Source organism: uncultured Thiocystis sp. (genome assembly GCF_903866365.1).
Taxonomy (GTDB): domain Bacteria; phylum Pseudomonadota; class Gammaproteobacteria; order Chromatiales; family Chromatiaceae; genus Chromatium.
Genome location: NZ_CAIPNF010000063.1, coordinates 18,590 through 32,539, shown reverse-complemented (window position 1 = coordinate 32,539; position 13,950 = coordinate 18,590). Strand labels below are relative to the sequence as shown.

The following is a 13,950-nucleotide window of genomic DNA, read 5'->3' as shown; positions in this document are numbered from 1 at the left end:
GTTCAGATTTTCCGAGCGGTGACGCGGCGCCGTTTGGATGCGATTCAGGTCGGTGTCCGAGCCTGGATCCGTGCATCGATGTCACTGAAGGATCCGCCAAATGACTTGGTCGTGTAGCGGGACACCCGCAAGGTGTCGGACCAATACCCGAAGGGTAGCCCGGCCTTGCGCTTGAGATGCTCCAGGAAGGACGCCGTCTCCGGCAACTGCTCCCACACGGAGGGGAGGAAGGTGCCGCGCCGGCCCTGTTCGGTGAGTATGAGTCCGTCAATCCCGGGACGGATGCGGTCGAGCAGATCGGACTGTGAGGCGAACTCCAGCGGTTCCGGCGGGGTGAGGACGGAGATTTTGATCGTCAGCCGGGGGCATTCCTCCGGTTGCAGCCGCGCGAAGCGGGGATCCTGGAAGGCGGCGGCGAAGGCGTTCCGCGCGACGTCTTCCACCAAAGGGCGAAAGGCGTCCAGGACGCCGATGCAACCGCGCAGCGCGCCGTCGCGCTCAAGGGTGACGAAGGTGGCGCGGATCGCCCGCAGCGGCTCGGGGTAGTCGACGGGATCCAGCTCCAGTGGCCTCCCGCACTCTAGGCCGGTGGCGATGGAGCGTGCCGCCACCTCCAGCAGGATCCGGCGTTGCCGGTCCAGGGCGATGTCGCGTGGCTCGGCGTCGCCGTTCGGCTTTGACGCACTGGTCGGCTTTGACTCAATGGAAGACATAGGCGCCATAACCCACAACTTGATCGCGCGATCCGGCGGTGTCGCCCGAATTGCGCAGGTCCAGAGTCCGCGCCTGCAAGCCGCGCCGTTTCGCCACCGTCAGGAGTCCGTTGACCGGGGTGCGGCCGCAGGCCTGGTCGTAACCGATGTTGTCCGGACGCAGCGCCTCGATGGCCGCGGAGGTGGCGGCATCCAGGCGTCGCGCGGTGCGGTCGTCATGATAGTGGCTCAGATCGGAGCTGATGACGATGAGTGTTTCGGGACCGCCCCAGAGCAGCTCCAGCACCTCGGCCACCGCGTCGGGGCTGGCGTCGCCGACCACGAACGGGGCCAGGCTGAAATCCGCCAGCACCCGCTGCAGAAAGGGAAGCTGGACCTCCAAGCTGTGTTCCAGCGCGTGGGCCTCGTCCATGGACCGAACCTGGGGCAGGGCGAGCGCCTGATTGATGGCCGCCCGGTCCAGCGGTATCGCGCCCAGCGGGGTGTCGAACCGGTCGGCGCTGCTCGTCGCCAGACCGCGCAACGGCACCCGATGGCTTGGTCCCATCAGGATGACGCGGGTGACGCTCGCGCGTGCCGGCGCCAGCGTGGCGTAGGCGGTCGCGGCGATCGGACCGGAGTAAATATAGCCGGCGTGCGGGACGATCAGGGCCTTGGGCGGCGGGGTGCGCGGCGGCGTTTCGGCCAGGAAGCTGTCCAGCATCCGCGTCAGTTCACGCGGGTCGCCGGGGTAGAAGCGGTCGGCCACCGCAGGTTGTCGAACCAGTAACATGGCGGCACCTCCTGCGGATCAGGTGTTGGACAAAAAACCGATTGCAAGCGGGATCCCTACAGTAACTATAACGTCTCTCTCGCAAAAAGTTTAGGCATCTCCAGTGCCGAGCCAGGGATCTTGAGGGGCGTCCCGATCCATGCGGCTTGGTCCGCGGCGGTCGCCGCGTCAGTTCGCGGTGGGCGTTGTTGCAGGAATGGAACCTTGGGCGAACCGATCGAGCAGCTTGCGGCAACCCGCGGCATCCTCGATCCACTCGATTCCCGCCTCGATGGGGACAGCGGCGCTTTGCGCGCGAATCCCGGCGATGGCGGCAGAGACGACCGTATTCTGCGCGGCGGCATCGAGCAGCCCTTGTTGCCGCGCGATGTCGGTCGCGAGACAGACACCCGCCTGAGCGCCCATCACCGCACCGCTGGCGGCGCCCATTCCCATGCCGAAGCCAAGCGCCAGAATGCCTCCGATGGATCCGCCGATCAATAGGAAAATCAATGCGATGATGGTTGTTTTCATGGGATCTCTCTGTTTAGTGATCGGAATTCAGGGGTATGGGGGAGGGAATTGGGGAGGGAATTCGCGGGTTGCCGGCAACCGAAAGGCGATGGTCGGTTTGCTTTATATCAGACTTCCTGGCGTTCATGGTTCGAGCCTTGGATCGCGGCCATGCTCAAATAGGGTCTGGACTTCAAGGTACACTGGGCTCCTTGCGTCTCCATCTCTGGTTTCCGCCATCTCACGCGACCGATGACTGCCAACCTCCCTTGTGTTTCTTCTCCCCAGCGTCTTGTCTCCGCTGCCTTGCGTCTGGTGCTGGCCAGCCTGTTGACGTTGACCGCCATGGCGGCCAGCGCGGACAGTCGGGATGATTTTCTCGCCGCCGAGCAGGCGCTCAAGGAGGGCGACCGGGCGCGTTTCGAGTCGCTGGCCGACACGCTGCGCGAGTATCCGCTTTATCCCTATCTGCGCTTCGCCGATCTGACCGGAAACCTGAAGGCGACGCCGGACGCCGCGATCGAGGACTTTCTCGCCGCCGATCCGGATTCGCCGCTGTCCGACCGTCTGCGCCTGGCGTATCTGCGCCGGCTCGCCGACGCCGGACGCTGGACCGATTATGCGCGGATCTATCGGGCGGACGAGTCGGTCGAGCGCCGCTGTCTGTTTCTGCGCGCGCTGATCGAGACCGGCCGCGCCGAGGAGGCCATGCCCCAGGTCGAGTCGATCTGGCTGTCGGCGCGCTCGCGGCCGGATGCCTGCGATCCTGTCTTCGCGGCCTGGCGGCAGGCCGGTCATCTGACGACCGGGTTGACCTGGCAGCGGATCCGGTTGGCGATGGAGTCTGGCGAGGCGGGCTTGGCCCGTGGGCTTGGGAAGCTTCTGCCCGAGGCCGAGCGTCCCTGGCTGGAACGCTGGCTGGACCTGGATCGGGATCCCGCCCGGATGCTGGAGTCGGCGGAATTTGCCGACGCGCATCCGCTGCGCGCGGCGATCCTCGCTCATGGGATTGTTCGGTTGGCGCGGCGCGCGCCGGATGACGCGGCCTTGGCGCTGATGCAGTGGCGCGAGGCGCTGACGCTTGACCCGGCGGCGCTCGACCGCGCCCATGCCGCGGTGGGTCGCGCGCTCGCGCGCACCGGCGATCGTCTGGGGCTTGCCTATTGGGACGGTCTGCGGGAGACCGGGGAGAATCTTCCGGAGCAGGAGGCGCGCCTGCGCGCCGCCATCGAGCTGAGCGCGTGGGACTGGGTGGCCAAGTGGATCGCGCGCATGCCGGACAGCGAGGAGAAACGCGACCGCTGGCTCTACTGGCAGGGACGCGCCGAGGAGAAACTGGGGCGCCCGGCAGCGGCTCAAGCCAGTTTTGAGCAGGCGGCGCGCCAGCGCAGTTTCTGGGGCTTCCTGGCGGCGGACCGGAGCGGACAGCCCTATCGTCTGGAGCATGCGCCGACCCCGGCGGAACCCGAGCGGATTCGCCGTCTCGTCCTCGCGCCGTCGTTTCAGCGGATCCGGGAACTCTATCCCCTGGGGCGGGAGGCCGATATCCGCCGCGAGTGGCGCGCGCTGACCCGGAATCTGGAATCGCCGGATCTGCTGGCGGCGGCCGTGATCGCCGATGCGCTGCGCTGGCACGATCAGGCCATCTTCACGCTGGCGCGCACCGGTTATTGGGACGATCTGCACCTGCGCTTCCCCCTGACCTATCGGGAGCTGGTGACCGAGCAGGCGTGGCAGACCGGGATCGATGCCGACTGGATCTTCGCGGTGATGCGTCAGGAGAGCGTCTTCGCGCGCACGATCGCCTCGAACGCCGGCGCCCTGGGGTTGATGCAACTGATGCCCGCCACCGCGGCGGAGGTCGCGGCGGAGCTGGAGCTGGACGCGCCCTCGCGCTGGTCATTGCTCGACCCCGCCCTGAACATCGCGCTCGGCAGTACCTATCTGGCCCGGATGCGCGATCGCTTCGGGCATGCCGCGCTCGCCACGGCGGCCTATAACGCGGGACCGAACCGGGTCGCGCGCTGGCTGCCCGAGGCGTGTCTCGACGCGGATCTCTGGATTGCCGGGATCCCCTTTGCCGAGACGCGCGCGTATGTGGAGCGCGTCTTGACCTATCGCGTGATCTATGCGGATCGTCTGGGGCTTGCGCCGGTGCGCCTGAGCGACCTGTTGCCGCCGGTGCCGGGGGCCGGTTTCTGGCGCGAGGCGCGGCTGGAGCCCTGAACGATTCGGCCTGGCGAGCCATTCCGGATGCGCCCTGGTCTGTTAGACTCTCGCGCTTGACGCATCCTGTTAAAGCGGCGTTAGCCCGGCCGGTCGACCCTTATCCCCGCGCGTCGCCGTTCCGGCCTAGTCTCGAACTCCGTATCCCTGGTTTAAATCCTGATGATGTCGATCCTGTCTCGCCGCTCCCTGCCGCTCATCGCGCGACTCCTCCTGGCGCTGGCGCTCTCGCTCGGTCTGGCGGGAGGCGCGCTCGCCGAGCAGACCATGGCCGAGGCCATGGCCAATGCGATCGCGCGCATGATGGAATCGATGGGGTTCGCCAATACCGGCGTGGGTGGGCCGGGCGCGGGTCCGCCCGCCATGGGTCAGACGATGCCCTACACTCCCATGAGTATGCCGGGGATGACGGGTCTGCCTTCGCCCTTTGGCGCCGTCCCCGGCCTGTCCGTCCCCGGCGTTCAGGGCATGCCCGGCGGCGCGCAGATGAATCAGATGGCGGAGCGTTTCTCCCAGAGCCTGCCGCTGTCCGGCGCGGTCGGGGCGACGCCGGGGGGCGGTGCGTCGCTGGAGGGGCTTTGGGAGGACAACCAGGGCGGTTTGCTCATCGTGCAGGGCGCCTTCTATCGGCTTTACTCCGCCTGCGACGGTTTCATCGAGGGCGGGGTTGGCATTGGCCCAACCCGTATCGAACTGACCAACTCGCGTGAGAATTTCACCCAGACGTTCGAGTTCGCGCTCGACCAGGGCCGCCTGGCGCTGCGCAATCAGAGCGGCGAGGTCTTTCTCTATCGGCGTCTGGTGTTTGGTCAGGGACGCGAATCGCTCAGTCGCTGAAGGCGAGCCGGAGCGCGACCGCAAGCAGCAAGAGCCCAAAGAGACGTTTCAGAAGCGCGACCGGCAGGGCATGGGCGAGACGCGCCCCGAGCGGCGCGGCCGGCACGCTGGCGAGCAGCATGACCCCGACCGCCGGCCAATAGACGAAGCCGGTGCTGAACGCGGGGAGCCCGACCCGCCCCCACCCGGCCAGGATCAAGCCGATGGCGCCCGCGATCGCGATGGGCAGCCCGATGGCGGCGGAGGTGCCGACCGCCTGACGCATCTCCAGCCCATGGCGGTTCAGGAAGGGCACGGTCATGGTGCCGCCGCCGATCCCGACCAGCGCGGAGAGCATCCCGATCCCGCCGCCGACCGCCCACAGACGACCCGTTCCAGGCAGCGGGGCACTGCGTCGCGGTGCTGATCGTATCAGCATGCGCAGACTCACCAAGACCAGAAATCCCGCAAAGACGCGCTTCAACCACCATTCCGGGATGCTCGCGACCAGTCCCGCCCCGGCCCAGGTTCCCAGTACGATGCCGGGCGCCAGCCGGGCCACCAGCTCCCAACGGACACCGCCGCGGCGATCATGGGCGCGGGTCGAGGCCGCCCCGGTGCCGATGATGGTCGCCAGCGAGGTGCCCACCGCCAGATGCGGAATCCAGTCTCCGCCGATGCCCATCCGGGTGAAGATCAGGATCAGGGCGGGCACGATGACCACGCCGCCGCCGACCCCAAAGAGTCCGGCCAGCAGGCCCGACAGGATGCCGATCGTCAGATAGGCGGAGAGTTCGAGGGCTGGCATTGGGTTGCTTACGAAAGGGTTTGAGCCTGGAAATGGAGGAGGAAACAACGTCAAGAGCTTTGGGGCGCGGCGGCTATAATACGCGACACCTGCTCAACCGTGATGGCGCCCTGAGCACTTAATCGCGCGATCGCACCGCAATGCGGCGAATCGGCGCCCCAGCACCCCAGCATGAGTCACATACCGAGATGAAACATCACCGCGTCTTTGTCCTTGGCGGAACCGGCTTCGTCGGTCGGCATCTGTTGAACCGTCTGTCCCGCGCCGGGATGGCGTGCCGCGTGCCGACGCGCCATCCGCACCGGCAGCGTCATCTGCGACTGATTCCAGGCTGCGAATTGTGCGAGATCGCGGGTTGGGAAACGGCGCAACTGGCCGAGGCGATGGCCGGCTGCACGGTGCTGATCAACCTGGCGGGCATTCTGAACGAAGGCGGCGGGCGGACGTTCGAGCAGGCCCATGTGCGGACGGTGGAGACGGCGACCCGCGCCGCTCTCCAGGCTGGCGTGACGCGCTATCTGCACATGAGCGCGCTGCACGCGAACGCCGAGTCCGGCCCAAGCGATTATCTTCGGACCAAGGGTCGCGGCGAGGCGGTGGCGTTCGCGGCGGCGGGGGAGGGGCTGGCGGTGACCAGCTTCCGCCCGTCGGTCATCTTCGGCCCCGGAGACCGCTTCTTCAACCGCTTCGCCGGGTTGTTGCGACTGCTCCCCGGCCCCTTTCCGCTCGCCTGCCCGGATGCCCGCTTCGCGCCCGTCTATGTCGGGGACGTGGCGGAGGCCATGCTGCGCTGTCTCGACGACCCAGACACCCATGGCAAGACCTATGAACTCTGCGGCCCGCGCGCCTTCGATCTCCGTGAACTGGTCCTTTATACGGGCGAGCGGATCGGGCGCGAGGTGTGGGTGCTTGGTTTAAATGACCGACTCTCTCGGCTTCAGGCGCGGATTTTCCAACGATTACCGGGCAAGCCATTCACGATGGACAACTATCTGTCGCTTCAGGTGGACAGCGTGTGCAAGCGCGATGGACTCAGGGAACTCGGGATACCGGCCACGGATCTCGATTTCGTGGTGCCGAGCTATCTTCGTTAAGGTGATTTCCTGAAAACACTCTACCCAGAGAGAGGCGGGCAATGGACAGGATTAACAGGATTTCGCAGGATTAACAGTATATAAGTCATTATTTATAAATCCTGTCAATCTTGAAACATCCTGTGAATCCTGTCCATTTTGAAGCCTTTGGAATGGGTATGAACGTTCCCGAAAATCGCCTAAAAACGCATCCGGCCTGACATGCCTTGTGTGCGTGGATGGGTCAGACCTTGGTGTAATGGAGCCCGCCGTTTGGCGGGTTCGTCGCGTCTGGATTGCGATCGCCCTATGCGACGCGGGTCAGATCCTGGGGCGTTCGGACGATGGATACGGCATCAAGATGCCCCCATTGATGAGGTGTCCCGGCGGGTAGATCTCTGATGATGCGCTGAATGCCGGTGTATGAACCGAGGCGATATCGGACCTCGCCATGCTGAATCGTCGCGACATAGCAACTCGCCCGTAACGATGGTTTGCCGTCGACCGCAACCCCGGCGGCGATGAGTTTTTCGTATCCTTCGCGATGTTTGCCGATTCGATACAGGAGGAACAAGACGACGACCGCGACCACGGAAACCCTGGCAAATGCATCCGAGATTGACGCGGATCCAAACGAATCGAGAAGAAAAAATAGGACGACGATCCCAATCACCCAGGCAATCACCGTTTGCTTGCTCAACATGACTCCACCCCTTCGTGATGATCACATACCCGCCGACAGCGGCGAGATCCCCTGCTTCGATCAAGGGTAACTCCCATCGTCGACATTGACAAATGATAGAAGTAACCAGGTTCACTCGGGTTATTCGTGCTTCTCGTCCTCGGTTTCCTCGGTCTCGATGGCGGCCGCGCTATAGCGTTGACTGAAGCGGATGATGAGGATGGCGAGACTGACCAGCAGGATCGCGCCGCTTTCGTAGAGGAGGTTCTCGGGGGCGATGTTCTTGCCCTGGAGCACGATCAAGCGCGAGAGCGCGGTGACGGCGATAAACATGGGATAGGTGAAGGGCACGGACCGGCGGACGAAATAGACGTTCGCCATCGCCATGATCTCGATGAAGATGAACATCAGAAGCAGGTCTTCCAGTTTGACCTGTCCATGCTGGTAGATGCTCTGGATGAGTTGCCCGATGCCGACGAGCGCCAGTGCACCGACACCGACCAGAACCGCCTTTTCGATGTAATGAAAGAGCGTCGACAGCCAGCGATCGAGGGGGTGATGTGACTTCATGGATCAAGCCTTATGATTCAGCGAACGAAGCATGGCTTCGCGCAAGATGGCATTGATGCGGGTTTGATAGCCCTTTCCCTGGCTCTTGAGCCACGCCAGCACATCCGAGTCAACGCGCACCGTGGTAGAGGTCTTGGTGGGCTTGTAGAACGGGTTGCGCACGGCATTCTTCCAGAACGCATCGTCCAATGGCGGAATGTCGCTGTCGTCGATTTCGCTGTCCGGCATGTCGGACAGCGCCTTGAGTTCGGCCTTCTGCTCATCGGTCAGAGGCGGCAGGTTGTTCAGGTCAACCTCACAGCGGACGATTTTGCTCATAGCGTTTTCTCTCTTTCGGTTCAGCGCGACGTGCCGAAATCATGCGGACAATCTCAGTGCCGTCCTCGTCGTCCCGGACGGTATGGGCCACCAGTAGCAACAGATAGCCATCCACGGTGCCCAAGGTTTGCCAGCGATGTTCCCCGTTCTCGATGCGGTCTTGCTCGACCAACGCGAATGGGTCGGCAAAGATGCGGGTTGCCGTCTCGAAGCTGACATGGTGATTCCTGAGATTGCGTTCCGCCTTCGCCGGATCCCATTCAAATCTTATTTTCATGCATTAATGTTACTTCTTTTTTGTTGTTATCGTCAGATCTTCGGGAAGTGGTCAGATCGTGTGCGCGGCGTCCTGTCCCTCGCCGATGCGCCGATGATGCGTCGGCGAGAGCAGCAGATAGAAGGCTGGCACGATAAACAGGGTGAAAACCGTGCCGATGCCAAGCCCGGTAACGATGACCAACCCAATGTCGAAGCGGCTGACCGCGCCCGGACCGCTGGCGGTCAGGAGCGGGATCATGGCGACCAGCATCGAGACCGTCGTCATCAGGATGGGGCGCAGCCGGATGGCCGATGCCTGCTCGATCGCCTCGCGCTTGGTCAGACCTTCGCGTTCGCGGAGCTGATTGGAGAATTCCACGATCAGGATCCCATTCTTGGCGACCAGTCCGATCAGGGTGATGAGCCCGACCTGGGTGTAAATGTTGATGCTGGCGAAGCCCAGGAACAGAAACGCCATGGCCCCGGCGATCGACAGGGGCACGGACATGAGGATCACAAAAGGGTCGCGCCAGCTCTCGAACTGGGCCGCCAGGACCAGATAGATGATCAGCAGAGACAGGAAGAACGTCACCTCCAGTGCCGCGCCCTCGCTTTTGAACTGGCGCGATTCGCCCTTGTAGTCGATGCGCGTGCCGCGCGGGAAGAGGCTTTGGGCCTCCCGCTCCAGAGAGTTCAGTGCATCGCCCAGGGTGACGCCTGGTGTCATGACGCCGGAGAGCGTGACCGCGTTCAATTGCTGGAATTGAGCGCGTTTGGATGGCTCGACCCGATGGCGGAGCGTGACCAGCGCGCTGATCGGCACCAGTTCGCCGGCGGCGGTGCGCACCTGATAGTCCAGCAGTTCCGCTGCGTCGTTGCGGTCGCCTCGCGCCACCTGCGGGATGACTTTGTAACTGCGACCCTCCAGGCTGAACCAGTTCACATAGTCCTCGTTGAGCATGGCCGACAGGCTTTGCCCGAGATCCCGCATGCCGATCCCCAGATCGCCCGCCAGATCACGGTCCACCTCCAGCACGATCCGGGGTCGCTCCAGCTTGACATCTTTCATCAGGAACATGAACTTGCCGCTCGCCATGGCCTGACCGAGCAACTGGTCGGCGAGTCCGGAGAGTTCCTCGAATCCCCGATCGGATAGGACAACGAATTCCACCGGCATCCCGCTGCCAGGGGTCGGCAGGCTGGGGAGCGAAAAGGCGACGGTATCGAGCCCGGCGATCTGGGACAGTGCGCCTTGAAGCTGGGGCTGGATCTCCATCTGCGAGCGTTCCCGCTGGTTCGGCGGGGGCATCTTGAAGCCGCCGAAGGTGGTGCTGGCGTCCCCGAAGCCGACCAGGATGAAACTCTCCTGATACTCGGGGAAGGATTCGAAAAGCGGGCTCATTTCCGCGACAAAACGCTGGTTGTAATCGATGGTGGCGGTCTGGGGCGCGGTCGCCATGAAAAACAGAATGCTCTGATCCTCGGTCGGAGCCAGTTCCTTCTGGGTCATGCTGTACATGCCATAGATGGCCGCGAGCACCACCACCGCCACCAGGAGGGTCGCGCTGGGATAGTGCAGCCAGCCATGCAGCAACCGCCGGTAGCCGCTGGCGAGCCGCTCGAAAAAATGCTCGACCGCCTGCTCGAATCGCCCCTGCTGGCCGCCTTCGCGCAGCACCGCGGCGGACAGCATGGGTGACAGCGTGAGCGCGACGATCCCCGAGACCAGCACCGCCCCGGCGAGCGTAAAGGCGAACTCGGTGAAGAGCGAACCCACCAGTCCGCCCATAAAACCGATGGGGGCATAGACCGCGACCAGGGTGGTCGTCATGGCGATGATCGGCAGCGCGAGCTCGCGCGCCGCGTCCACCGCCGCCTGGATCCGGGGCTTGCCCATCTCCAGGTGCCGGTGCACGTTCTCCACCACCACGATGGCGTCGTCCACCACCAGACCGATGGCGAGCACCATGGCGAGCAGGGTCAGCAGGTTGATGGAAAAGCCCATCAGCAGCATGAGGAATCCGGCTCCGACGATCGACAGCGGCACCGCCACCGAGGGGATGAGCGCGGCGCGCAGCGAGCCGAGCGACAGGAAGATCACCAGCAGCACGATCAGCACCGCCTCGGCCAGCGTCTTGAACACCTCCTTGATGGATTCCTGGATGAATTCGCTGGCGTCGTAGGGGATGAAGGCGTTCAGCCCCTCGGGGAAATCGGCCTTGAGACCCGGCATCAGATCATGGACGCGCTCGGCCACGTCGAGCGGATTGGAACCGGGGGCGGGCTCGATCCCGATGAAGATGGCCGGGATACCCTTATACAGCGTGGTCGAGTTGTAGTCGGCGGCGCCCAGCTCGATCTCGGCGATATCCTCCAGCCGAATCAGGGTGTCGGACTCCGCGCGCACCACCAGCCGGCGGAAGTCCTCGACGCTGCTGATGTCGGTCGTGGCGGACAGATCCACCTGGACCAGCTCGCCCTGGGCGCGACCGACACCGGACAGATAATTGTTGTCCTGGAGAACCTGGGACACCTCGTCGCCGCTCACCTTGAGCGCGGCCATGCGCGCCGGATCCAGCCAGATCCGCATGGCAAAGGTCTTGTTGCCGATCAGCTCCGCCTTGGCGATGCCCTGCACAGCCTGGAGTTGGGGCTGAACCACCCGGATCAGATAGTCCGTGATCTGCGGCAGGTCCATCTCCTGGCTATAGAAGGCCAGATACATCAGGGCGGTGCTGTCCCCAGTGGTGGAGTCGATCACCGGATTCTGGGCGGACTCCGGCAGCACATTGGTCTGGCTCGCCACCTTGGCCTGAATTTCAGCCACCGCCGCGTTGGGGTCGTAGTTGAGGCGCATGTGAGCCTCGATGACCGAGGTTCCGGCGGCACTGGTGGAGGACAGAAAGTCGATCCCGTTGGCCTCGGCCATGGCCTGCTGGAGCGGCTGGGTGATGAATCCCTGCACCAGATCGCTGCTCGCCCCCGGATAGGCGGTGGTGACCGTCACCACCGTGTTCTGGGTCTTGGGGTACTGGCGGACATCCAGATCCAGGAAGGCGCGGAGTCCCAGGATCAGGATCAGCAGGCTCACGACGCTCGCGAGCACCGGACGGTGGACGAAAATATCGGTGAACTTCATTCGGGTCGCGCCCGCGTGGCGGCCTCGGCGCTGGCCGGTAAGAGACTGACCTCCTGCCCGTTGGTCAGTTTCACCTGACCGGCGACGATGACGCGATCCCCTTCGGTCAGCCCGTCGAGTACCGCGACCTCGTCCCCGCGCACGGCCCCGGTGCGGATCTGGCGGCGCTGCGCCAGGGTCTTGCCGTCTTTCTCCTCGATCAGGAACACCGAATCGCCATAGGTGTTGAAGGTGACCGCCTCGCGGGGGAGTGTGAGGACGCGTTCCTGGACCGGCAGCCGGGTGGCGACGCGGGCGAACATGCCGGGTCGCAGCGCCAGATCGGGATTCTCGAAACGGGAACGGATCAGCACGTTGCGGGTGCCCCGATCGATGCCGGGGCTGATCGCCTGGATCTTGCCCTCGAAGGTTCGGTCGGGGTAGGGCGCCGCCCGCACGCTCACCGGCTGACCGACGCGCAACTGGGCCAGATGGCGCTCGGGCAGTGAATAATCGACATAAACGGTCTCCAGCGCCTGGAGTGGGACGATAGCCGAACCTTCCGGCAGGTATTGCCCCAGATTCACCTGACGAATACCCAACCGACCCGCGAAGGGCGCGCGAATCGCCTTTTTCTCGATCGTCGCCTGCTTGGCCTTGACCTGGGCGCGCGCCTGATCGAGTTGGGCGGCGATCTCGTCGACATCGCCCAGAGCGACAGCGCGACCCTTGAGCAAGGCGCGATTGCGGTCCAACTGAATCTGGGCCAGACGTTCCGCCGCCACAAGACCTTCGAGGTCGGCCCGGTCCACGTCATCCTCAAGTCGGAGCAGGATCTGCCCCTGGTTCACACTGGCGCCGGATTCGAACAGGATCTCTTTGACCTGTCCCGCGACTTCATTGTTGAGATCGACACCCTGAACCGCCCGCACGGTCCCGACCGCCTTCAGCGTGGGTTCCCAGACGCGCGTCTCCACGACGGCCGCGGACACCGTTGGCGCCGGCATCGGCTGGGAAAACATCGCCATTTCAGTCTGGATCTGGCGGACTTTGGTGTAGGCAAGACCGCCGATGATCGCGGCGAGCGCCAACAGCACCAGCAGGAGACGGACGAACATGGGTGGTCAATGCCTCTTGACGGAATCGATCAATGTGAGGGTCGGTCATTCTCCGGGCCAGACTCAATCGCTCTTTGCGGCTCGAATGACAGAGTTTTGTAGTATAGGCTGCGATGGCCGTGAAACGAGAACCGCAACCCTGGAGTTTATATGGCGTCCATCAGCCCGCCGATGCAAATCAATGACCCCGCCGCCTATCGTCGCTGTAGCGAGCTTGAGGTGATCGAGGATCTGCTCAGCGTGCATGGTTCGCGGGTTCTTGAACTCGGTTGCGGCGCCGCCTGGACGACCCGCGAGCTGGTGACGCGACTGGGTGCATACCAGGTGACGGCGACCGAGGTCGATGCGATTCAGCACGCAAAAAACCTCGCCCTGGCGGATCTGCCGGCGGTCGATTTCCGCGCGGGCGGCGCCGAGTCGATCGCCGATCCGGATGGCTCCTATGACCGGGTTTTCATGTTCAAGTCGCTGCACCATGTCCCCATCGAATTGATGGATCAGGCGCTCGGCGAGATTCATCGTGTGCTGACGCCGGGCGGGTTGCTGTATGTCTCCGAGCCGGTTTATTGGGGCGATTTTAACGAGATCATGCGTCTGATTCATGACGAGCGCGAGGTGCGAACCGCAGCCTTCGCGGCACTGGGACGCGCGATCGACGCAGGGCTTTTCCGCCTGGAACGCGAGGTTTTCTATGAATCCGAAGGCGTCTATCCCGATTGGGACAGCTTCGCCGCCCGCTTTATCCAGATCACGCATCGTGAGCGCGATCTGGAGGCCACCCGTCTCGCCGCGATCCGCGTGGCCTTCGAGCGTCATCTAACGCCGGACGGCGCGCGGTTTTTCAAGCCGCACCGGGTGGATCTGTTGCGTCGGCGATAAACCGTGCCCGCGCCGACCTTCGCGAGTCCTGACAACATCGCGTGAAGCGCGAACTTTGCATGCCCCACGTGGCGCGGTTTATTGTGCTTCCCGCCTCCTTGCCGCAT

At 64.0% G+C, this 13,950-nt stretch carries 14 protein-coding genes; 4 read left to right on the top strand and 10 right to left on the bottom strand.

All coding sequences use genetic code 11. The annotated features are described in order from the left end of the window. Window positions 1-44: 44 nt before the first annotated feature. The 3 genes from amrA to QZY07_RS04065 all read right to left on the bottom strand — a co-directional run bounded on the left by amrA (window position 45) and on the right by QZY07_RS04065 (window position 1,998). The gene (gene amrA, locus QZY07_RS04075; protein WP_295399988.1) at window positions 45-722 is read right to left on the bottom strand and encodes an AmmeMemoRadiSam system protein A; all 678 of its coding nucleotides are present in this window, start codon (window positions 720-722) and stop codon (window positions 45-47) included. Then, window positions 700-1,485: an AmmeMemoRadiSam system protein B gene (amrB, locus tag QZY07_RS04070; RefSeq protein ID WP_295399985.1), complete on the bottom strand. Its 786-nt coding sequence runs from the start codon at window positions 1,483-1,485 to the stop codon at window positions 700-702. Before amrB ends, amrA begins: the two co-directional genes overlap by 23 nt. Window positions 1,486-1,653: 168 nt before the next feature. Then, a complete protein-coding gene (locus QZY07_RS04065; RefSeq protein ID WP_295399983.1) occupies window positions 1,654-1,998 on the bottom strand; it encodes a hypothetical protein in 345 nt (114 codons plus the stop codon). A 231-nt stretch (window positions 1,999-2,229) separates the two neighbouring features. Here QZY07_RS04065 and QZY07_RS04060 point away from each other — a divergent pair, with 231 nt between their 5' ends. Together QZY07_RS04060 and QZY07_RS04055 are read left to right on the top strand one after the other, a co-directional pair. After that, window positions 2,230-4,203, top strand: coding sequence for a transglycosylase SLT domain-containing protein (locus tag QZY07_RS04060; RefSeq protein WP_295399981.1), 1,974 nt, complete (start codon window positions 2,230-2,232; stop codon window positions 4,201-4,203). 162 nt (window positions 4,204-4,365) lie between these two features. After that, window positions 4,366-5,040 (top strand): hypothetical protein, encoded by a 675-nt coding sequence (locus QZY07_RS04055; protein ID WP_295399979.1) that lies wholly within the window; start codon window positions 4,366-4,368, stop codon window positions 5,038-5,040. On the opposite strand, the gene QZY07_RS04050 is transcribed toward QZY07_RS04055, so the two are convergent. Beyond that, window positions 5,030-5,827, bottom strand: a complete 798-nt coding sequence (locus QZY07_RS04050) for a sulfite exporter TauE/SafE family protein (protein ID WP_295399977.1) — start codon at window positions 5,825-5,827, stop codon at window positions 5,030-5,032. The genes QZY07_RS04055 and QZY07_RS04050 overlap by 11 nt on opposite strands. Before the next feature lie 188 nt (window positions 5,828-6,015). Between QZY07_RS04050 and QZY07_RS04045 the strand changes: the two genes are divergently transcribed. Further along, window positions 6,016-6,921, top strand: coding sequence for a complex I NDUFA9 subunit family protein (locus QZY07_RS04045; RefSeq protein ID WP_295399975.1), 906 nt, complete (start codon window positions 6,016-6,018; stop codon window positions 6,919-6,921). 286 nt (window positions 6,922-7,207) lie between these two features. Here the strand turns inward: QZY07_RS04045 and QZY07_RS04040 are convergent, their stop codons facing one another. The 6 genes from QZY07_RS04040 to QZY07_RS04015 form a co-directional block, all read right to left on the bottom strand. Continuing rightward, window positions 7,208-7,585, bottom strand: coding sequence for a hypothetical protein (locus QZY07_RS04040; RefSeq protein WP_295399973.1), 378 nt, complete (start codon window positions 7,583-7,585; stop codon window positions 7,208-7,210). Window positions 7,586-7,723: 138 nt separating this feature from the next. Beyond that, a complete protein-coding gene (locus QZY07_RS04035) occupies window positions 7,724-8,152 on the bottom strand; it encodes a phosphate-starvation-inducible PsiE family protein (RefSeq protein WP_295399971.1) in 429 nt (142 codons plus the stop codon). A gap of 3 nt (window positions 8,153-8,155) precedes the next feature. Next, window positions 8,156-8,470: a BrnA antitoxin family protein gene (locus tag QZY07_RS04030; RefSeq protein ID WP_295399969.1), complete on the bottom strand. Its 315-nt coding sequence runs from the start codon at window positions 8,468-8,470 to the stop codon at window positions 8,156-8,158. After that, window positions 8,448-8,747, bottom strand: a complete 300-nt coding sequence (locus QZY07_RS04025) for a BrnT family toxin (protein ID WP_295399968.1) — start codon at window positions 8,745-8,747, stop codon at window positions 8,448-8,450. Before QZY07_RS04025 ends, QZY07_RS04030 begins: the two co-directional genes overlap by 23 nt. A 51-nt stretch (window positions 8,748-8,798) precedes the next feature. Beyond that, the gene (locus QZY07_RS04020; RefSeq protein ID WP_295399967.1) at window positions 8,799-11,867 is read right to left on the bottom strand and encodes an efflux RND transporter permease subunit; all 3,069 of its coding nucleotides are present in this window, start codon (window positions 11,865-11,867) and stop codon (window positions 8,799-8,801) included. Then, complete coding sequence (locus tag QZY07_RS04015) at window positions 11,864-12,964, bottom strand: efflux RND transporter periplasmic adaptor subunit (RefSeq protein ID WP_295399965.1); 1,101 nt, start codon at window positions 12,962-12,964, stop codon at window positions 11,864-11,866. The genes QZY07_RS04020 and QZY07_RS04015 overlap by 4 nt, the downstream gene beginning before the upstream one ends. 150 nt (window positions 12,965-13,114) lie before the next feature. Between QZY07_RS04015 and QZY07_RS04010 the strand changes: the two genes are divergently transcribed. Then, on the top strand, window positions 13,115-13,843 hold the full coding sequence (locus QZY07_RS04010; protein WP_295399963.1) for a class I SAM-dependent methyltransferase: 729 nt from the start codon (window positions 13,115-13,117) through the stop codon (window positions 13,841-13,843). Window positions 13,844-13,950: the final 107 nt, after the last annotated feature.